Origin of the sequence: Brucella sp. H1_1004, from assembly GCF_047308065.1 — a bacterium.
GTDB lineage: Bacteria > Pseudomonadota > Alphaproteobacteria > Rhizobiales > Rhizobiaceae > Brucella > Brucella pseudogrignonensis_B.
The window spans coordinates 13,400-32,635 of sequence record NZ_JAYKZA010000001.1; the positions used below are offsets into that span (position 1 = coordinate 13,400).

A 19,236-nucleotide genomic window follows, 5' to 3' on the forward strand; every position below is an offset into this window, starting at 1 on the left:
GGGCGCACTGCGATAGTCGGCGCAATGACTGCAAAGATAAATGACAGTGTGTCGAGCTCTCTAGATTAATTATTGGAGACTATCATGAAGTTTGAGAAGTCACAGGCAGCAGTTGACCGCCTGACCCCCGAGCAACGCCGGATTACCCAGGATTCGGGGACCGAAAGGCCCTTCACGGGTGAGCACAACGACAACAAGGAGCCTGGCATCTACGTCGACATAGTGTCGGGAGAGCCGCTGTTCGCTTCAACGGACAAGTTCGATTCGGGTACTGGCTGGCCCAGCTTCACCAAGCCGATCGTTCCGGCAAACGTGAACGAGGTGCGGGACAGTGCACACGGCATGGTCCGGACGGAGGTCAGGTCGGTACACGCCGACAGCCATCTGGGCCACGTTTTCCCGGACGGTCCTTCCGACCGCGGCGGTCTGCGCTACTGCATCAACTCTGCGTCCCTTCGCTTCATCCCGCGCGACGAGATGGAGTCCGAGGGATACGGTGAATATCTCGATCAAGTAGAGGAGGCTTAACATGCATCAGCGCGCTGTTCTCGCAGGAGGATGTTTCTGGGGCATGCAGGATCTGATCCGCAAGCGGCCCGGCATCATCTCGACCCGTGTGGGTTACACGGGCGGCGATATTCCGAACGCCACGTATCGTAATCACGGCACGCATGCCGAGGGGATCGAGATTGTCTTCGACCCGACAGTGACGAGCTACCGGCACATCCTGGAATTCTTCTTCCAGATCCACGATCCGACGACGCTGAACCGCCAGGGCAATGATCGTGGGCTCTCCTACCGGTCGGGCATCTATTATGTCGACGAGGAGCAGAAGCGCGTCGCCGAGGATACGATCGCCGATGTGGATGCCTCGGGGCTGTGGGATGGCAAAGTGGTGACCGAGGTCCAGCCGGTCGGCGAGTTCTGGGAGGCCGAGCCCGATCACCAGGATTATCTGGAGAAGCGGCCGGGCGGCTACACCTGCCACTTCGTCCGTCCCGACTGGGTTCTTCCAAAGCGGCATGAGGCCGGCGATGTGAGCCCTGCGGCCGGGGCTGCAGCGGAATAGGCTTCGCTGCCGTTAGTGCCGCGCCGATCCGGTTCGCAACCTCCGACGACCGCGTCAATCGACGCGGTCGTCGAACCCGGCCTTGAAGCAGATCATTCCATTCAGCCGCCGTCGCAGTGCCAGGATCCAGATATGACAGACCTCTCCTCCTTTCCCATCACGCAGCGCTGGCCAGCATCTTATCCGGATCGCTTGCAACTATACGCGGCCCCCACGCCCAACGGCGTCAAGGTCTCGATGATGCTGGAGGAGACTGGCCTGCCGTATGAGCCCCACTTCGTCGACATCTCGAACAACGAGTCGAAGGATCCAGCGTTCGTGTCGTTGAATCCCAACGGCCGCATACCCGCGATCATCGATCCGGCTGGCCCTGACGGCCAGCCCATTGGCATATGGGAAACCGGTGCGATCCTCATCTATCTGGCCGACAAGACGGGGCAGCTCATCTCAACAACACCCGCCCAGCGGTACGAGACTCTGGCCTGGGTGTTCTTTCAGGTGTCGGGCGTTGGGCCGACCTTCGGACAGCTAGGCTTTTTCCTGCGATTTGCCGGCAAGGACTATGAGGACAAGCGACCTCGGCAGCGCTTTGTTGATGAATCCAGGCGTCTTCTCGGGGTCCTGGATCACCGGCTGGAGGGCCGCGAATGGATTGTCGATGATTACTCGATCGCGGACATTGCGACGTTTGGCTGGGTGAATGCGCTGGTCGAATTCTACGCAGCGGGCGACATCCTCGGCCTAAGCAGCTATTCGAACGTGCAGGCATGGCTCGAACGCGGGCTGGCGCGACCGGCTGTACAGCGTGGCCTGCGAATTCCTGCGAGGCCTGCATGACCATTATCGCCGCATATTATTACAACGAAGGTAAGCGAGTCCGTGAAATCAGGCTCGATGAGCACGTCGAACTAAACGAGAATCGCTCGGGCTTCTGCTGGATCGCGCTTAGCGAGCCCACCGCAGACGAACTCAGCGCGATCCAGACGACGTATAACCTCCATCCTTTGGCGATCGACAACGCCATGCACCCGCTGTGCCCGCCCAAGCTCGAGGTCTACAACGATGAGTTGTACGTCGTCGCCCAGACCGCCGAGCTGGTCGGCGACCGGATCAGCTACGGCAAGATGGCGATCTTCACCGGTCACAATCACCTTATCACCGTGCGGCACGGCAATGCCGGAGCGCTGGGCAAACTTCGGGAGCAACTCGAGGCATCGCCGACGCAGTTCGGCAAGGGTGTCGACTATGTGCTGCACGCGATCTTGCACCGAGTGGTCGACCAGTATCTGCCCATCTTCGAAATGATCGAGGACGACGTCCTGGCGATGGAGCGACGGTCGCTGCACGATTTCCTCGGGCCAGAAGAGGTGGCGCGAATCTTCGAACTAAGGTCCGAACTCACGCGGTTCCAGCGCACGCTCGGGGCTATGGCCGAGCTGGTGCGAAAGCTCGTTCGCGGCCACTTTCCCTGCATCAGCGCCGAAATGACACCATATTTCCACGACGTCGCGGACCATGTCCACCGCGTGCAGTCCATGGTCGACGGCCTCCTGCTTGTCCTGTCCACGGTCTTCGAGGCCAGCAGCCTTCTGGAAGCGCAAAGGATCGGTGTGGTCACTCGCCAGCTCGCGGCCTGGGCGGCGATCTTGACGGTCCCGACGGCGATCGCCGGAATATATGGCATGAACTTCAAGCACATGCCGGAACTGGACACGCCATATGGCTACTTCGTCGTGCTCGGAGTGATAGCGGTGTTCTGCCTTCTCCTGTTCATGCGCTTCAAGAAGGCCAAGTGGCTATGAGTAACGCACTTCGCGAGCTTCTCCGTCCGCCGAGTCACAGCGCGCTTTGTGCGCGAGCGTGTCCAATCCAGTTCAAGATGAAGGTGCTTCCATGACCTCCCAGGTGACCGACGTTCTAGAAGCAGTCCAGTCATTCATCGCCAACGGCTATGACCGCGAATACCGCGTCAAGGACGGCAATCTCGTCGATCTCGAACTAGGGTCAACCCTCGATGCATGCAGCATTCGCGTCGATGCGGCGTTGCGCCTCGAGAGCGGGGACGACGGCGAAGATGCCTCCAACATCTACGCGATCACCGATCCGGCGACAGAGCATAAAGGCCTGTTGATCGACGCCTTCGACGTGTTCCACGAAATCTGCCCCCGCGACTTGTCCGAGCGCCTTGTGGAGCATCGGGAAACAGCACCGGCAGGTGACCAGGACGCGCCGAGCAAGCACGGACTACGGAAAGTCTACAAGAGCGAGTTTCACAGCGATCCCGAGCGTTACGTTCTGCGCGAGGGCTTTCCAGACTTCCCGCCATGCCCTTTCGGCCAATCCTTCAGCATCCTCGGCTTCGATACCGCCGAGCAGGAATATGTCTGGCTCGTCACGAGCATCATTCGAGATCCTCGGCTGATCAGGGTTCCATACCAGGGCGAAGACGTCATCAGCGACGAATAGCGGTGTCGCTTAGCCGGAAAGGCTGGCCATCCTGGCCCACACATCTGCAGGCTGAACTTTAAGAACATCGAAAATTAGGAGGTGATTATGGACTGGAACAAGGACCACATACGAGAAACTATGCTCTTGCTGGAGACAGCAGCGTTGCACAGCGCTCGCGAAAACTACCTGGACTATGTCTCTACCGCTCGGCTCGATCGGAGCGAACCGATCGAAAACGACGAACTAGCTCAGGCCGAGGTCGCGAGCGACTTCGCTGAAGCGCTCGATGACACGCTCCATGACTACGCCAATAAACTCGAAAAGCTCAGGACGATCGATTTCGGCCCCAAGTTGGCCGTCAACGAAGGCGCTGTCGTCAAGCTGTCCGGCCGCCACTTTGTGATCGCGGTGTCAACGAGCAAGTTTACCTGTCAGGGGCGTGAGCTCATGGGCATTTCCACGATGGCGCCGATCTTCGAAGCGATCGAGGGTGCCCGAGCCGGGGAGACCGTGCAGTTCAACGGCCGGGACCTCACCGTAGAAGACGTGGAATAAAGCCCTCCACCGCAGCCGGCGCGCTAGTGCCGAACGCCCTGCATCTCTTTCTGCATGCATACGGTCACTTGCAGCCGCATTGACCTGGCTCATCAAAGGCAAACTCATGACAACACCTTCATTCTTCATCACCCCCGGATACGGGACGCGCCTGCATGACGCGCTTCATTATTCTCAGGCAATGCGCATTGGTGACCGCGTGGAGATCTCCGGACAGGGCGGATGGAACGACGATCTCGTCATTCCGGAGTCGATTGAGGAAGAGATCGAGCAGGCGTTCAAGAACGTGGAACGGACGCTCGCGACCGCCGGAGCACGCTGGCCGCATGTGGTCCACGTCAATTCCTATCACGTCGGTGGATTCCCTCCCGTGATCAACGAAACAATGGCCAAGCTGTATCGCCACTACATGCCCGACCGCGCTCCAATCTGGACGCAGTTGGGAATCGAAGCGCTGGGGCTTCCAACCATGCGTATCGAAATTCGCGTAACAGCTATCATCGCCTGACCCCGCGGTTCGTGCAGGCGCCGTGCCGCGCTAATCCCGCACGCCCTGCGCCCGCTTCTCCATGCATATCATCGTATCGAGAGATCCGGTTATCATCGGCGTGCTCGGAGAACGGGGGGCCGCCTTGGCCTGGTTGGCGCGCCTCGGCTGCCTGCGGGCGATGGCCAGCACTGCCAGGAGCGTGAGCAACGCCGCCGCATAAAGGAACAGGCCGCCAGGGCCGACGATATTCATTGCAGCTGCTCCTATTAGGGGGCCAGCGGCTGTCCCGATCCCGTTGAGCAACAGAAGCCCGCGCGCGGTGCCGAGTAGCCGACCGGCCGGAAGATCGTCGTTTGCGACGGCGAGACACAACGAATAAATCGGGATGCCAAAGCCGCCGAACAGCGCACCTGCCGCAAGGAGCAGCGGCAGAGGCGCTTCCACCGCCAACGCTACGCCGATGGCAGACGCTGCGGACGCCAGCGCCGCACCGGCGATGACAAGATTCCGGGGCACTCGATCCGAAAGCCAACCGAGTGGCCAATGGAAGGCGAGCGTTCCACCAAGAACCGCAGCCATGAAGGCGGAGATACCGCCCACATCGAGGCCGATGCTCTGGGCAAAGTTCGCGCCCATGCCCCAGAAACCACCGATAGCCAGGCCGGCCAGGAAAGCGCCAGCCGCAGCGAGAGGTGATACGAGGACGAGGTCCCTGAACGCGACCCATTCCTGTTCCACCTGGGCCGGCGGATGACTGGGCAGCAAGGTGATCGGAACCACCGCCGCTGATATCAGCAGCGACACGATGAGGAACAATGTCACGTCGGCGGGCGGTGCGATGTTGAGTAACGCCTGCCCGATTGCCCATGAGCCCATAGAGACAACTCCGAATATCGACAGGAGCTGCCCGCGTGTGGATGGCAATGCGTGGGCGTTGAGCCAACTCTCCGTTGCGAGGATCATGCCCGCGTAGGCGAAGCCGGTAATCAGGCGAAGCGGCATCCAGGCGATCGGCTCCACGAACGCCACATGGAGAAGGGCGGTCATCGAGGCAATGGCCGCGAAGCCGGCGAAGGTTCTGACATGTCCCACGGAGACGATGATCGGTGGCAACACGAGCGCGCCGATCGTGAAACCCGCGAAATAGAAGGACATCATCGCGCTGATCGCGCCGGTCGAGAACCCCTCATGGCCGGCTCTCACGATCAGGAGCGTGCTCAGCAGGCCATTGCCCAGCAGCAGAGCGGCGACGCTCAGCAGCAGCGCCGCCACCGGCGCGAGAACGAGGCCGCGCTTGCCCGCCGACCTCATGGTATCCATCGCCGGGCTCGTTCTCGGGCCTGACTTGAGGGTTGATACTCTGCCGCACTGATGAACTGGTCGAATGCTTCGCACCAGATGACGACCGTGTTGTAGTCACGGACATCGATGCCGGCAGGCACCTCGACGATGAAGCCGTTGAACGTCTTCACATCGCCCACGCGGACTGATCTGTCCTTGATTAGGAGAAAGGCCTCCTTCGTGTCGACGAAACGTGGTGCGAGGTAGAGCTTGTAGTCGGGACCAGGGGCGAGGCGCCCGATATGGGCGATACGGTCGCGCGAGACCCGGATCTCGCCTTCCCCCCAGTGAAGCAGGTCGCTGCCTTTGAGATCGCGGGCCAGACGCCCTGCGTAGAGCGTCTCGGCTGAGATGGTCCGCAAGGCCGCCGCGTCCGGGGCCTGGGGGGCGGTCAGGATCGGCAGCGTGTAGACACCGCCCGCGAAGCCCATGGCGAGCATCGCGAGATGGGTGGCAATCAGGATGACCCAGCGCCGCATCGGTTACACCAGCTCCAGTCCCTTCACGAGCTGATCGGCGTCGAGATGGAAGTCCGAGAATACGATGCGGCCGCCAGCGTCCATCACGGAGAACCAGGGCGTTCCCCGCGTGCGGTAGTCCTCCATGAAGGTGGGAAGCGTCGCGCCGGCAGGTGGCTCGTCCTGACCGAACGCGACAGGAAGCGCATACTTGAGCTGGTTCACGCGCAGCTTCTCGAAGGTGTTCTCATCCGCTCCTTCGAAGACGGTCTGGATCACCGCGAAGCCCACGCCCTTGGCGCTCAATGCACCATGCAACCTTTGTAGCGTCGGAAATCCATGCAAATGGCAGCCACGGCACCAGTGCTGGAAGGCGAAGAGGACTTTCGGGCCGGTGCCGAGATCCGACAGCTTGAGCGGCGCGATGCTTTCTCCATCCGCGCCAATCCATCTCTGCACCCGCAGCTCGGGGGCTTGTCGTTCGTCGACGCTCATCTGATCCTCCAATTCCGATGCAGAAGTCCGATGAGTGGTCGCGTGTGGCGATGGCACGCGAACCTCACCGCCTTGATCCCCTACAGGTTGTAGGATGCGAGTTCGCCGACCGATACCTCGTGGCCAGCCCCGCCGTTCTTCCGTCGGTGTGTCACCGCCGCCCCTCAATGACAAAGGCGCGATAGCGGGAACCGGCAAAACGGTGCGCAGCGATGGTTTGGTAGGCGGGGCTATGATACCAATCACGGGCGGCCTGCATCGTCGGGAACCGCAAAATTACGGCCCCTTCGACGGGCGGCCCCTCCAAATGCTCCATCGCGCCATAAGCGGCGAGAAAGGTTACGTCGTGGCCATCGAACGATGGGCCGACGCCTGCAGAATAGGTTGCGAGTTCTTCCGGATCGGTGGTTTCTTCGCGGGTGAAGACGACGAACGCTTCCATCTTAAAGTCTTTCATAAGGTCGCATCTGCAGGCCACCGCCGCTGGCGATGGCCTTAAAGTCGTCAGGCTGGCAGCTCGAACCCGATTTTCGTGAGTGCCTCGACGCACGCATCCTGATCCTGCTGATAGTTGCCTCCGGAGATGCCGATCCCGCCGATCAACTTCCCGTCTTCCAGGATCGGATAGCCTCCGCCGACAGCGACCATCCGGGGGCGATAGGCCAGCGGCGCCACTTTTGGATCGTTCGAAACATAGTCGTTCCAGACATGGGTCGGGTACCCAAACGAGGCGGAACTCCAAGCCTTGTCGATGGCAACATCGACGGTGAGAAACGGCGCGTCATCAGTGCGCTCGAACGCGCGCAGGTTACCGGTGGCGTCGACGACGGCGACCGCAGCCGGGATGCCGATTGTACGTGCCGCGGCGATCGCCGCGTCGATGAGGGCGACGGCGGTTTCGCGGTTGATCGAGGCGGTGGCAATGGATTTCGTCATGAAATTTCCTTCACCGTGGCGTAATCCGTCCGGCGTTCTTGAGGTTAGAAAAGACGTTCGGCGGTGGCAGTCATCAGAAGCCTTCGAGGACAATCTTGCCTCTTGCCGCGCCACTTTCGATCAGTGCGTGCACCGTCTTCAGATTGGCGGCATTAATTGGCGACAATTTTTCGGTTAGCGTCGTGCGAATTTTGCCGTCGTCCACCAGCACCGCCAGCGAATTGAGGATCTTGCCCTGCTCATCCATGTCGGGCGTGCCGTAGAGCGACCGTGTGAACATCAGCTCGTGGTGGATCGACACTGCCTTGCGCTTGAACAGCATGACGTCGAGCGCCTTGGGATCGTCGATGAATCCGAACCGTCCTTGCGGGGCGATCAGTTCGGCGATGTCGGATGCATGCTGCTCGGTATGCGTGGTCGAGAACACGAAAGCGGGAGCGCCGATGTTGAGCTCGGCAATCTGTGGCGCGAGCGGCCGAGAGTGGTCGATGACATGATGAGCCCCAAGCCCTTTAACCCACTCCTGGGTTTCCGGCCGAGAGGCGGTGGAGATGACGATGAGATCCGTGCGCTGTCGAGCGATCTGGATGGCGATCGACCCGACCCCACCCGCACCACCGATGATGAGGATCGCCGCCGCCGCCCCGGGAACGGGCTTCGTCACGTCCAGGCGATCGAACATGGCTTCCCAGGCCGTCAACGTCGTGAGTGGCAGCGCCGCCGCTTCCGCCCAGTCGAGCGACGCGGGTTTACGACCGACGATCCGGGCGTCGACGAGATGGAACTCCGCATTGGTGCCAGGCCTTATGAGCGATCCGGCATAATAGACCTCGTCGCCTACCGCGAACTGCGTCACGTCGGGGCCGACCTCTTGCACGATCCCGGCCGCATCCCATCCCAGCACTTTCCAATCGCCATCAGCGGGCGGCGTGCTGCTGCGGATTTTGTAGTCGACCGGGTTGACCGAGACAGCCTTCACCTCAACCAGGATATCGCCTCCTTCAGCGACAGGCCGAGGCAGATCAATGTCGACCAGAGAGGCGTCCTCGGCGATGGGTCCCGGAACCTTGTAACCAACGGCTTTCATCGGTGTCTCCAGCTTGCTGTATCCTGAAGTCTTATCGATCAGATCGAAATTTCTTCCGAAATATACTCAGGATTTAAAGATTTCGCGTGTCAGACTATGAAGGTATGCGCGCAACATATCCAATAGCGGTACGACATAGTTTCCATACCTCGGAGCCGGATTCAGAAGTTTATCGAAAATAGCGGTTTATTGCTGTTCGGCGGGTGAGCATCCGGATGGAGGCGATAAGCGCCCAAGCGGTTGAGGAGTCGACCTCTCAGCGGTCGCGTTGGCAGGGGCGATCTCGCCCGCCGGTCTCACACCAACGTTGGCAAGCGACGGCGTCCGCTCGAAATCCGCTGACGGGGATACGCCTGCAATGCCGATTCGAAGCTATCGAAACTATAGCTACAGGGTATTGGGAAATCATACTGGACTGACGCTATAGTCTTCACGCACAACCACGACTCAAAATGGTCCAACACTTTTCTCTACGCTAATAGAGAATCCGGTATTCTGATTTTCAGTGAATTGGCTCGTTCGGCGGTTGTGCGCGCAAAGATCTTTTACAGAATTCTGAACTGAATCAGGTTCTGGTCTGTCGTGACAAGCAAGGGGGTTTCGCTATGGTCACCAGAGGTTTCACAGGCCGCGGTCCAGGCGGCGACCAGTCCGATCGGATTCCGCCGGGTCAGCATCTCGTGGAGAATTTCCCTGTTCTGACGGCCGGGCCAACGCCGAGCGTGGAGCCCTCCGATTGGAAATTCACCGTCAAGATCGGTCCGAAGCCCGTCAAAGTGTGGAACTGGAGCGAGTTCAACGCCCTACCGAAGACCAAGATGACCCGAGACATTCACTGCGTCACGTCCTGGTCCAAGCTGGATACCGCCTGGGAGGGCGTACTCATCGAAGACATCCTTGCAGATGCAGGGCTCGATCGGCCCACCGATTTCGTCTTGGCGCACTGCTACGATAATTACTCGACAAACGTCCCGCTGGCGGATCTGCTCTCCGGGAAAGCGATGGTCGCCCTCAACTATGCGGGCAAGCCGCTTCCCCGCGATCATGGAGGGCCGGCGCGTCTTCTGGTTCCGCACCTTTACTTCTGGAAGTCCGCCAAATGGGTGAACGCGCTGCAATTCACAACGCGTGACGAGGCGGGCTTCTGGGAGCTGCGCGGCTATCACATCTATGGCGATCCGTGGCGCGAGCAGCGATACACCAATGACTGAAAACGGCGCGCAAATCGCGTGGCAGTCATGCGTGATCGACGAAATCGTCCAGCAAACCCCGAGTATCAAGAGCTTCTTCCTTCGGTTGAGCAAACCGTTCGCGCACATCGCAGGGCAGCACGTCGATGTCCGGCTGACCGCGCCCGGTGGCTACAGTGCGATGCGGAGTTACTCGATTGCGTCTTCGGCAATCTCGTTCCCGACGGTCGAGCTCGCTATCGAGCGCCTGCCGGATGGCGAAGTTTCGCCGTTCTTCCACGATGTCGCGGCGATCGGCGACGAAATCGAGCTTCGTGGTCCGCTCGGCGGCCATTTCCTATGGCCTGAACCTGCCATAGACCCAGTGCTGTTGATCGGGGCAGGCTCCGGCCTCGTGCCGTTGATGGCGATGATCCGGCAGCGCCGCGCACTAGCCCAGGTCGTGCCGACAGCGCTGCTCCTGTCCGCACGAACCGCTGAAGACGTTCTCTTCTCAAAAGAGCTTCATTCCATCGAATGCAGCGATCCGGCATTCGCCTTGGCGCTGGCAATTACGCGCGAGAACCCGATCCGCGCATCGGACTTTGCGCGACGGATCGACGGCGTGATGGTCCAAGAAGTTCTGGCCCGGCTTCACCGAAAGCCCACACAAGTATTCGTTTGCGGGTCCAACGGTTTCGTCAACATCGCGACCGAGGGCGCGCTGCTGGCCGGCCTGGACCCCTCCATTGTCAAAACCGAGCGCTACGGCGGCTAGCGGCGCAAGCTACTTCGCGTCCCGCCGATCGTGGACGTGCAGCCCACGGATTAATTTTGGAGATCATCATGAGCCGCTTTGCCGAACCCGTCTTCATTGCCGCTGGCCTTCGGACGCCTTTCGGCCGCGGCGGAGGCGCGTTGGCTGCCTACGATGCCATCTCTCTGTCCGTGCCTGTCGTGCAGGCGATGGCGGCGCAGGCGGAGCCTGATCTCCTCGTCTGGGGAACCGTGATCCCGAATTTGGGCTGGAGCAATATTGCTCGCGAAACCTGGCTTGATGCCAAGCTCAATCCGACTGTTCCGGCGTTCTCCGTCGTCCTGGCATGCTCGACCAGCATGACGGCGACCTTCGCTGCGGCAGGGATGCTGGGCGGAGGAACCGACCTCACCATGGTCGGCGGGTCCGAAGTCATGAGCCGGCCGTCAATCGCCCTGACGGCCGATGCATCGAAGCGGCTCACCGACCTCTTTGCGCAGGATGCGACCGCCGCGCTTGCCGCCCTCCAGTCTCTGACTCCACGAGACTACGTGCTCCCCACAAAGGGCTGGGCAAACCGGATCACCGGAAGGACGATGGGTGATCATATGGAGGAGACCGCCAAGGCTTGGCGGGTCTCGCGCGTCGCGCAGGATGATTGGGCGCTCAAGAGCCACCAGCGGGCAGTCGCTGGTTGGGAACGTGGCTTCTTCGACGATCTCGTGATTTCGCTGCCTGAGCTGGCGCGCGATGCGAACCCGCGCGCCGATACGTCGCCCGAACGGCTGGCCGCACTCAAGCCCGCCTTCGATCGCGACAGCGGGAGGGGAACCCTGACCGCCGGCAACAGCTCACCGATTACGGATGGAGCCGCCGGGTGTTGGGTCGCTACCGAAGCCGGTGTGGCGAGACTCCCGGCGGGCACCCCCTACGCGCGGCTCGTCGACTACGAGATCTCTGCCGTCGATCTCCACACCGAGGGCCTGCTGATGGCGCCCTCCTATGGCATTCCGCGCCTGCTCGCGCGGCATCAACTCAGCTTCTCCGACATCGCACTCTGGGAAATCCACGAAGCCTTTGCAGCCCAGGTCCTGGCGAACGTCGCGGCCATCACCGATCGGGAGTGGGTGCGCGCGACAGCCGGTGTCCAGGCGGCTATGGGCGATTTTGACTGGGACCGCGTCAATCCCAATGGAGGCTCGGTCGCCCTGGGTCATCCGTTCGGCGCTACAGGCGCGCGCGACCTCAGCCAGGCGGTGAAGGAACTTTGGGCCATGCCGCCCGGATCGCGCGCAATCGTCAGCATCTGCGCCGACGGCGGTCAAGGCACAGTCGCCCTCCTCGAACGCGGCTGACGGTAGATCAACGCCATGACAGCGATCCGCTTCCAACTGTCGGAGACGCGATATGACAACTGATGTGCTGCTGTACATCACGAACTGATGCCCGTTCTGCCGCCGGGCGAAGATGCTCCTCGAGGAGAAGGGCGTGCAATGGAAGGAACTCGATATCGAGGCGGATCCGGTTCACCGGCAGGCCATGACGGAAGCGTCGGGTCGAAACACCGTGCCGCAGATCTTCATCAACGGCACGCATGTCGGTGGCTCCGACGAGCTTTTCGAGCTCGATGTCAGAGGCGAACTCGACAAACTCCTGGGGCGCACGCCGCCCGCCATCTGAGGGGGTGCGGCCTTGGGGCAGACAGCCCGCAAGCCCCGTGCCGGTTGATGAATACGAAAGGAGAGTCCGTTGGTCTCAGCTATCTGGAATGACGCCACCATCGCCACAAGCAACGAGACGGTCGTCGTCGAGGGAAACCACTACTTCCCACCGTCGGCAGTCGATTTTGGCCTGCTTGAGATGAGCCCGCACACGTCCGTCTGCCCGATCAAGGGCACCGCGCGCTACTTCCATGTGCGTGTGGGAGACGCGCTCAACGTGAACGCAGCCTGGACCTATCCAGATCCGACGCCAGGCGCCGAGGGCATCCGGGATCATATCGCCTTCTGGAAAGGCGTGGAGGTTGCGTAGCAGGCGGACAGGTGGCGGCCTCAGCGCCATGTGCAAGCGCCCGCGGGACGGCTTTTCCGCCCATCCCAGGCCGCGTCGGCTACAGGGCTCCGCCCCGGACCTTCTCCGCGGACTGGCGCCGAGGGCCTCGGACCCTTGGGCTTCTGTCGAATCAAGACGACTGGATTGAGATGGAGCATGCCGAGTTCGATGCCGCCTTCGCGGAGCTTCCCGAGGGATACAGCGAAGGCGCCTACGAAGGCCGGCGTTTCGGCGTGACTGTCCGGCGATCCGGTGACGGACGTCGCAACAGCCTGTTCGCCAGGGAGTTGGCCGGGACCGACATTGTCAGCTTCAACCTCTATCGCGTTACATCAGATAGAACATTGCTGAAGCCGTGCGAGATGTCCGCCGAAAAGGTCGTCGCGTTCGTGCTGGATTTCCGACCGGCCCCCTGACGGGCAGGTGGAGGTCCCGGCCGACCGGTCCGCCTGCGACGCCCGGCCCCCCAAGACTGCGCATGTCGCTCAAAGGTATCGAAACTATAGCCACCGGCCATTGGACTTCGTCTGGCAATGAATTCATCTTCTATACATCGCCATCCGTGGGGGAATCGGTGCTGGATCCCGTGTAGCCAGATTGAGAAAGTCTAAGCGATGACGAACAACAATGCCTCCGCCCTTCCGACACCTTCTGATCTTGACGAATGCGCGGCGATGACTGTCGCCGACGCTCTGAAGATCATTCTGGCGAACAGCTACGCGATTTACCTGAAGACAAAAAATTTCCACTGGCACGTCTCCGGACCCTACTTCAGGGACTATCACCTGCTTCTTGATGAGCAGGCCGCAGAGATCCTCGCCGTCACCGATGCGATCGCCGAGCGCGCCCGAAAGACGGGCAACACCACCATTCGATCGATCGGCGATATCGCGCGCCACCAGACGATCAAGGACAATGATGCTGAGTTCGTGACACCGCAGGACATGCTGGGCGAGCTCCGCGCCGACAATCTCCACATGGTCGAGTCGTTTCGCCGCGCAAAGGACGTCGCGGACAAGGCGAAGGATAATGCGACGTCCGGCCTGATCGATGCCTGGACGGACGAGGCTGAGCGCCGTGCGTGGTTCCTCTTCGAAATCAGCCGCTAGCGCTTTGCCGGGCAAACCTACGTCAGGATTCACGCCTCGGCGTGGGAGGTGATGATGGCGAAGGCCGGCTTTGGAGGGGGATGCCATTGGTGCACAGAGGGAGTGTTCCAGGCGTTGCGCGGCGTCGCCCAGGTCGACCAGGGCTTTGTCCGGTCGGACGCGCCGGCAGATACCTGGTCAGAAGGGGTGATCGTCACCTTCGATCCATCGGTTATTCCGTTGGCGACGCTGTCCGAGGTGCATCTCAGAACGCATTCCGCTGCCAGGGCCCGCTCGCCTCGCAGCAAGTACCGCAGCGCGATCTACATCTTTGAAGAGAGCCAGCGGCCGGAGGCCGAACAGGCGATCGTCCGCTTCGCCGGCGCGTCTGCCAAGGCGGTGCACACCCTGGTCCTCCCGTTTAAAGGTTTCAGAGCGTCGGACGAGCGTTACCAAAACTACTATCGAACCGACCCGAGCAGGCCCTTCTGCCGCCGCTACATCGATCCCAAGCTGGATCATATCCGACGGCACTTTTCGGAACTGGCGCTCCCTGAAGCGAACCCGACTGTCCGGCAAGTCATCGATAGCGGTGATGGTTCGTAGTTCTAATGCGGCTCCGCGCTGAAGCATTCGACGAGTTCGCGCGCAATGAGACCTTGATTGCCATGCTCCATACGGCGTTCCCCGGAATCGGCCATGTCCGCCGCAACCCTGTCGGATACGCCTGGGTTGCTCTCAACTACACCAACCGCGACCCCAACTGATCATCGACAGCGCGGTGCGCCTATTCGGCCCATCTTCGGACTGACGGTCGGCAGCGTTCCGGTTAAGCGGCTCGCCGCGGAACAGCGCGGTAACGCCCGTAGCCAACCTTGATCAACAGTCCTTCCTCGCACATCCTTGTTAAGTAGCACCGAGGAATGCCGACCTCCGTCAAATCACGGGTGCGGACTTCGCCTAGCTTCTCCGCCAACATCACTGCGCGCTCTCGGAGATTCGGCATCGGCCCGCCGGCAGCGACAATCCTTTCTGCTCTCAGTCGATCACGCTTGCGCATCTTGACGGCGGGCCTTTGGATATGATTGAGGGGAATCGGCAGATCGAAGTTCGCATTTTCACCGACTCCGGCGAGCCACGCTTTTTCCTACGCCATGGCGCGATACTGTGCGCTGGCGTGCGATGTTTCCCTACGCTACGATCCGGTGCGATCCTGTTGGCTTGGCCAGCGCAGGGCCGCAAGAGCGATCGAAGGCAGGCGTAGAATAGCGTTACGTACCGAGCTCGCCCACCCCTTCAGCGCGCCCGTCGCATAATCGGTGGCCATGGCGTGGAAAGACAGGCGATCGGCGGCGCATTTCGGCTTCGCGCCAGCAGCGGTCATTACCGACTTGGCTGAAAGGCGACATTCCGCTCTTCACACAGACTCCCGCTTTCAGTCGAACACCGTAGGCCTTGTCGGCGGGATCGCGGATCGCTGCTGCCCTCTCAGCGATACCGACCGCGGCAGGCGCAGGCCGACATGAACGTGATGCCGGCGCGGGCGAGAGAACGGCGAAGACCTCGTAGGCATGGGCGGTGTGGTCGGGCAGAGGCAGTCTGCCCTATCTCGGTGGGAGCGGTGTCGCCTTGGCAAGGTTCGCAATCAGCGCGGGACGCGTTTGATGGTCGTGCGCGTGCCATGCGGGCTGACCCGGAGCGCTCCGCCAGGACTCGCTAAGCGGGCTGTTGTCCGCCGTGTCGAAGCCGAACTGGTCGTACAGTCGCGTGACCAGCGCCACCGCTTCGGGATAGTCGCTCGACACCGACAGCGCGTGCCGCCCCGGCGTGCCAGCGGGCCGCGCCGACAGCAACAGGCGCGGTGCCTGGATATGCGTGAACGCCCTCGCGACCTTGGACGTTGGCAGCTGGTCCTGCCGCAGTTCGTGCTCGGTCTTCGCGCCGGTATCGACGAGGGCATAGCGCCCGTCGCGCCACGGCATATAGTTGTTGGTGTCGAGCACGATCTTGTTCGCCAGTTGCGCCACGGGCATGTCGTTGACCAGCTTGAGCGGGACCGCGATCACGACGAATTCTCCCGCCTCCGCCGCACCGGCAGCGGTCGCGGCGCGGGCAGGCGGCCCGAGCTCCGCGACCAGCCCGGCCAGGGTTTCGGGCCCCCGCGAGTTGGCGATGACAACCCGATAGCCGTTGGCGATGGCGGCGCGGGCAATCTGGCTGCCGACCTCGCCCGCGCCGATGATGCCGATGGTGGTCATCGGCGCGGGCGAGGTCGGATCAGGCACCGAACGCGCCGTCGATGGTGTGCATGGCGCCCGTAACGAACCCCGCCTCCGGGCCGGCGAGGTACGCCACCATGCCCGCGACTTCCTCTGGCCGGCCGTGGCGCTTGATCGCCATGAAGCTGTGCAGCAGCTCCTTCATCGGTCCGTCCGCCGGATTGGCGTCGGTGTCGATCGGGCCGGGCTGCACCACATTAATCGTGATCCCGCGGGACCCGAAGTCGCGTGCCAGCCCGCGCGCCATCCCTTGCAGCGCAGACTTGCTGAGCGCGTAGGAGGACATGCCTGGAACGGGCATCCGGTCGCCGTTCACCGATCCGATGACGATGATCCGGCCACCCTGGGGCATCTGGCGCGCGGCCTCGACCGAGGCATGATAGGGCGCGTGGATATTGATCCGGAACAGCCGGTCGATTGCGTCCGGATCCTGCTCCAGAGAATCGCCGAAAACACCGATTCCGGCATTGACGACCAGCACGTCGAGCGCGCCACTGTCCTTCACGCGCGCGATCACCGCGTCGCGATCCGCGCTGTCCGTCTCGACAGCGGTGCTGCCCGTTTCGGCCGCCAGCGCGTGGGCCGCGTCAGGCGAACCGGAATAGGTAAAGGTCACCTTCGCACCATCTGCCACAAAACGCCGAACGATCGCCGCGCCGATCCCCCGACTGCCACCCAGCACGAGAACGGATTTCGCCTCAAACACACCCATCGGACTTTCCTTGATCAATAACTTACGACTCGCTACATAAACGACTTGAAACACCCGTCAAGGTATTTGTAGTGGTTCATACAAAATTATCCCGCGCACGCGGCAGACCGCGCCTGTTCGACCCGGACGAAGCGGTCGCGACCGCCCAGCGGCTGTTCCATTCGCGTGGCTATGATGCCGTCAGCATCGCGCACCTGACTCAGGCGATCGGGATAAACCCGCCCAGCTTCTATGCCGCCTTCGGCAGCAAGGCCGAGCTCTACAGCCGCATTCTCGATCGCTATGCCGGTACCGGCGCGATCCCGCTGTTCGATCTGCTGAACGCCGATCGCCCGGTCGCGGAATGCCTCGTCGCGGTGCTGGAAGCGGCGGCGCGGCGCTATGCCGCCGATCCGGACGCGGCGGGGTGCCTCGTTATCGAGGGTGTGCGCTGCACCGACCGCGAGGCACGCGAGGCGGCCGGAACGTTCCTTGCGGCGGCGGAGGAGGCGATCCATCGCTTCGTCGCCGCGCGCCATCCCGAACAGGCCGAGCGCGTGACCGACTATATGAGCACCGTCATGGCCGGCCTGTCCGCCAGCGCTCGCAACGGGCACGATCTCGATCGCCTGCTCGCCGCCGCCCGGCTCGCCGGGGCTGGTCTTGAGCAGGTGGTTCGCGGCTAATCCGCAAGCTCGGCAAAATGACCAGGACGTTATCGACCGGAAAGGTTGGTCGCGAACACCGCGTCGCGCTGCCGCTTCAGCGTTTGCGTGCCATCGGAGTTGGACACCTGGATATGGCCGATGGGCAATGCGCACTCCGCCAGAAAAGACTGAAGCTCCCGGGCATGTCAGCTTATCGTGCGGACGCGAAGCTGACATGCTGAAGGTCCGAAACGAGTCACTAGCGGAACTTGGGTTCAGTGCCGGAAGCGGACACTCCACGCGAGTCGGTCACAAGTAGGCTCGCGGCTCCCGCTCCCGAAAGGTCATCTTTGGAACAGCTCCGAAAGTGAGCTAGCCATCCTGCAAATACTTCGCCCAATTCAGCCGCACATAGTCCGCCATGCCCTGAGCAGGTGCGTACGGCGGGTAGAGCCTCCGAAACGCCAACAGTGCGGCAGCGGGATCTTGCGACCCCAGCGCGTCCGTGTGTTTCAGTAGATAAAGCAACGCAATCGAGGGCGACCGCGAGAGGCCCTGGTTGCAGTGAACCAGCACTTTGAACTCGCCGATGTGACGGTCGATCGCGCCGAGCGCCGTATCCACGATGATAGGCGCGATGAAGCTCACCTGCGCGACATCGACTGGTCTGCCCCCTGAAAAGTGGTCCTCCCTGAATTAGGCTTTCGAGCCTTTGGAGGATTGAGCGATGGCGCAGAAGAAGCACAAGCCTGAAGAGATTGTCTCGAAGCTTCGGCAGGTCGACGTTTTGGTGTCGCAGGGACGGCCGGTAGCCGAGGCGATCCGGGCGATCGGGGTGACGGCATTCACCTATTATCGCTGGCGCAAGGAATTTGGCGGCCTGAAGAGCGACCAGGTTAAGCGGCTGAAGGATCTCGAGAAGGAGAACGAGCGGCTGCGCAAGGCGGTGTCTGACCTGACACTGGAGAAGCTGATCCTGAAGGAAGCTGCGTCGGGAAACTTCTGAGCCCCGCCCGGCGCCGGCGCTGTGTCGAGCACGTCAGAGCCAAGCTCGGCGTATCGGAGCGGCTGGTGTGCCGGGTTCTGGGGCAACATCGATCCACACAGCGCAAGATGCCGATGGCGCGAGCCGAGGAGGCGGCCCTGACCGCCGACATCGTCGAACTCGCCACCCGCTATGGGCGCTATGGTTATCGTCGGATCACGGCCTTGCTGCACCGGGCGGGCTGGGTGGTGAATATGAAGCGCGTCGAGCGGATCTGGCGGCGGGAGGGGCTCAAGGTGCCGTACAGGCAGCCGAAGAAGGGCCGCTTGTGGCTGAACGATGGGTCCTGCATTCGGCTGCGGCCGGAATATCCCAACCACGTCTGGTCCTACGACTTCGTCGAGGACCGCACCCATAACGGGCGGAGGTTCCGCATGCTGAATGTGATCGATGAGTTCACGAGGGAGTGCCTGGCGAGCCGGGTGAGATTCGAACTTTTTGGCCGTCGGTTTACCTTGAGATTAAAGGTGGTGCGGGTGGTCGGAATCGAACCGACACTCCTCTCGGAACCGGATTTTGAATCCGGCGCGTCTACCAGTTCCACCACACCCGCACATTTGCCGCCGATTCTAGCCGACGCTCTCTGCACCTATACTGCACCTAGAGCGAAAAACCGAATATCGCCAGCC

General features: G+C 61.7%; 26 protein-coding genes, 1 tRNA gene and 2 pseudogenes. 19 read left to right on the plus strand and 10 right to left on the minus strand.

What is annotated here, in order from left to right:
* Positions 1-84 precede the first annotated feature (84 nt).
* The 7 genes from msrB to U2P60_RS00120 all read left to right on the plus strand — a co-directional run bounded on the left by msrB (position 85) and on the right by U2P60_RS00120 (position 4,580).
* Positions 85-528 (plus strand): peptide-methionine (R)-S-oxide reductase MsrB, encoded by a 444-nt coding sequence (msrB, locus tag U2P60_RS00090; protein ID WP_004099035.1) that lies wholly within the window; start codon positions 85-87, stop codon positions 526-528.
* Position 529: 1 nt separating this feature from the next.
* Positions 530-1,069: a peptide-methionine (S)-S-oxide reductase MsrA gene (gene msrA / locus U2P60_RS00095; protein ID WP_004099036.1), complete on the plus strand. Its 540-nt coding sequence runs from the start codon at positions 530-532 to the stop codon at positions 1,067-1,069.
* Positions 1,070-1,201: 132 nt separating this feature from the next.
* Positions 1,202-1,906, plus strand: coding sequence for a glutathione S-transferase N-terminal domain-containing protein (locus U2P60_RS00100; protein ID WP_004099038.1), 705 nt, complete (start codon positions 1,202-1,204; stop codon positions 1,904-1,906).
* On the plus strand, positions 1,903-2,871 hold the full coding sequence (locus U2P60_RS00105) for a magnesium and cobalt transport protein CorA (protein WP_002118270.1): 969 nt from the start codon (positions 1,903-1,905) through the stop codon (positions 2,869-2,871). The genes U2P60_RS00100 and U2P60_RS00105 overlap by 4 nt, the downstream gene beginning before the upstream one ends.
* Before the next feature lie 91 nt (positions 2,872-2,962).
* Entirely contained in the window at positions 2,963-3,535 is a 573-nt protein-coding gene (locus U2P60_RS00110; protein ID WP_047722653.1) for a hypothetical protein, read from the plus strand.
* 87 nt (positions 3,536-3,622) lie between these two features.
* Positions 3,623-4,072, plus strand: a complete 450-nt coding sequence (locus U2P60_RS00115; protein ID WP_004099042.1) for a hypothetical protein — start codon at positions 3,623-3,625, stop codon at positions 4,070-4,072.
* A gap of 106 nt (positions 4,073-4,178) precedes the next feature.
* The gene (locus tag U2P60_RS00120) at positions 4,179-4,580 is read left to right on the plus strand and encodes a RidA family protein (RefSeq protein WP_004099044.1); all 402 of its coding nucleotides are present in this window, start codon (positions 4,179-4,181) and stop codon (positions 4,578-4,580) included.
* A gap of 30 nt (positions 4,581-4,610) precedes the next feature.
* Here U2P60_RS00120 and U2P60_RS00125 read toward each other — a convergent pair whose 3' ends face one another.
* The 6 genes from U2P60_RS00125 to U2P60_RS00150 form a co-directional block, all read right to left on the minus strand.
* Positions 4,611-5,882: an MFS transporter gene (locus tag U2P60_RS00125; RefSeq protein WP_103827477.1), complete on the minus strand. Its 1,272-nt coding sequence runs from the start codon at positions 5,880-5,882 to the stop codon at positions 4,611-4,613.
* Entirely contained in the window at positions 5,870-6,382 is a 513-nt protein-coding gene (locus U2P60_RS00130) for a DM13 domain-containing protein (protein WP_004357637.1), read from the minus strand. Before U2P60_RS00130 ends, U2P60_RS00125 begins: the two co-directional genes overlap by 13 nt.
* A 3-nt stretch (positions 6,383-6,385) precedes the next feature.
* Entirely contained in the window at positions 6,386-6,856 is a 471-nt protein-coding gene (locus U2P60_RS00135; RefSeq protein ID WP_011191345.1) for a TlpA family protein disulfide reductase, read from the minus strand.
* Between the two features lie 151 nt (positions 6,857-7,007).
* On the minus strand, positions 7,008-7,298 hold the full coding sequence (locus tag U2P60_RS00140) for a DUF1330 domain-containing protein (RefSeq protein ID WP_011191344.1): 291 nt from the start codon (positions 7,296-7,298) through the stop codon (positions 7,008-7,010).
* Between the two features lie 62 nt (positions 7,299-7,360).
* Positions 7,361-7,792 (minus strand): GlcG/HbpS family heme-binding protein, encoded by a 432-nt coding sequence (locus U2P60_RS00145; RefSeq protein ID WP_004357630.1) that lies wholly within the window; start codon positions 7,790-7,792, stop codon positions 7,361-7,363.
* 73 nt (positions 7,793-7,865) lie between these two features.
* Entirely contained in the window at positions 7,866-8,879 is a 1,014-nt protein-coding gene (locus U2P60_RS00150; protein ID WP_066117801.1) for a zinc-binding alcohol dehydrogenase family protein, read from the minus strand.
* 605 nt (positions 8,880-9,484) lie between these two features.
* Here U2P60_RS00150 and U2P60_RS00155 point away from each other — a divergent pair.
* The 9 genes and pseudogenes from U2P60_RS00155 (at position 9,485) to U2P60_RS00195 (ending at position 14,824) form a co-directional block, all read left to right on the plus strand.
* Complete coding sequence (locus U2P60_RS00155; RefSeq protein ID WP_033982388.1) at positions 9,485-10,090, plus strand: sulfite oxidase-like oxidoreductase; 606 nt, start codon at positions 9,485-9,487, stop codon at positions 10,088-10,090.
* Positions 10,083-10,826 carry a ferredoxin reductase gene (locus tag U2P60_RS00160; protein WP_044059343.1) on the plus strand — a complete coding sequence of 248 codons (744 nt, stop codon included), beginning with the start codon at positions 10,083-10,085 and terminating at the stop codon, positions 10,824-10,826. Before U2P60_RS00155 ends, U2P60_RS00160 begins: the two co-directional genes overlap by 8 nt.
* 68 nt (positions 10,827-10,894) lie before the next feature.
* The gene (locus U2P60_RS00165) at positions 10,895-12,160 is read left to right on the plus strand and encodes a thiolase family protein (protein ID WP_033982398.1); all 1,266 of its coding nucleotides are present in this window, start codon (positions 10,895-10,897) and stop codon (positions 12,158-12,160) included.
* A gap of 100 nt (positions 12,161-12,260) precedes the next feature.
* Positions 12,261-12,485, plus strand: a pseudogene (locus U2P60_RS00170) (glutaredoxin domain-containing protein); the annotation flags it as partial.
* Positions 12,486-12,554: 69 nt separating this feature from the next.
* Complete coding sequence (locus U2P60_RS00175; protein WP_046092728.1) at positions 12,555-12,836, plus strand: DUF427 domain-containing protein; 282 nt, start codon at positions 12,555-12,557, stop codon at positions 12,834-12,836.
* Between the two features lie 170 nt (positions 12,837-13,006).
* Positions 13,007-13,273 carry a hypothetical protein gene (locus U2P60_RS00180; protein WP_103243974.1) on the plus strand — a complete coding sequence of 89 codons (267 nt, stop codon included), beginning with the start codon at positions 13,007-13,009 and terminating at the stop codon, positions 13,271-13,273.
* A 198-nt stretch (positions 13,274-13,471) separates the two neighbouring features.
* Positions 13,472-13,966 (plus strand): Dps family protein, encoded by a 495-nt coding sequence (locus U2P60_RS00185; RefSeq protein WP_018429639.1) that lies wholly within the window; start codon positions 13,472-13,474, stop codon positions 13,964-13,966.
* A gap of 54 nt (positions 13,967-14,020) precedes the next feature.
* Positions 14,021-14,551, plus strand: a complete 531-nt coding sequence (locus tag U2P60_RS00190) for a peptide-methionine (S)-S-oxide reductase (protein ID WP_219812537.1) — start codon at positions 14,021-14,023, stop codon at positions 14,549-14,551.
* A 93-nt stretch (positions 14,552-14,644) separates the two neighbouring features.
* Entirely contained in the window at positions 14,645-14,824 is a 180-nt protein-coding gene (locus U2P60_RS00195; RefSeq protein ID WP_192799402.1) for a hypothetical protein, read from the plus strand.
* Positions 14,825-15,549: 725 nt separating this feature from the next.
* Here the strand turns inward: U2P60_RS00195 and U2P60_RS00200 are convergent.
* Positions 15,550-16,230: an NADPH-dependent F420 reductase gene (locus U2P60_RS00200; protein WP_199416583.1), complete on the minus strand. Its 681-nt coding sequence runs from the start codon at positions 16,228-16,230 to the stop codon at positions 15,550-15,552.
* Positions 16,223-16,936 carry an SDR family oxidoreductase gene (gene bdcA, locus U2P60_RS00205; RefSeq protein ID WP_026227545.1) on the minus strand — a complete coding sequence of 238 codons (714 nt, stop codon included), beginning with the start codon at positions 16,934-16,936 and terminating at the stop codon, positions 16,223-16,225. Before bdcA ends, U2P60_RS00200 begins: the two co-directional genes overlap by 8 nt.
* A gap of 71 nt (positions 16,937-17,007) precedes the next feature.
* Between bdcA and U2P60_RS00210 the strand changes: the two genes are divergently transcribed.
* A complete protein-coding gene (locus U2P60_RS00210) occupies positions 17,008-17,601 on the plus strand; it encodes a TetR/AcrR family transcriptional regulator (protein WP_018429645.1) in 594 nt (197 codons plus the stop codon).
* Between the two features lie 17 nt (positions 17,602-17,618).
* Positions 17,619-17,804: a hypothetical protein gene (locus U2P60_RS00215; protein WP_413570750.1), complete on the plus strand. Its 186-nt coding sequence runs from the start codon at positions 17,619-17,621 to the stop codon at positions 17,802-17,804.
* A gap of 130 nt (positions 17,805-17,934) precedes the next feature.
* On the opposite strand, the gene U2P60_RS00220 is transcribed toward U2P60_RS00215, so the two are convergent.
* Positions 17,935-18,210, minus strand: a complete 276-nt coding sequence (locus U2P60_RS00220; protein ID WP_103243978.1) for a dual specificity protein phosphatase family protein — start codon at positions 18,208-18,210, stop codon at positions 17,935-17,937.
* A 79-nt stretch (positions 18,211-18,289) separates the two neighbouring features.
* Between U2P60_RS00220 and U2P60_RS00225 the strand changes: the two are divergent.
* Positions 18,290-19,044, plus strand: a pseudogene (locus U2P60_RS00225) (IS3 family transposase); the annotation flags it as partial.
* A gap of 31 nt (positions 19,045-19,075) precedes the next feature.
* Here the strand turns inward: U2P60_RS00225 and U2P60_RS00230 are convergent.
* Positions 19,076-19,160: transfer RNA gene (locus U2P60_RS00230), tRNA-Leu, on the minus strand.
* Positions 19,161-19,236: the final 76 nt, after the last annotated feature.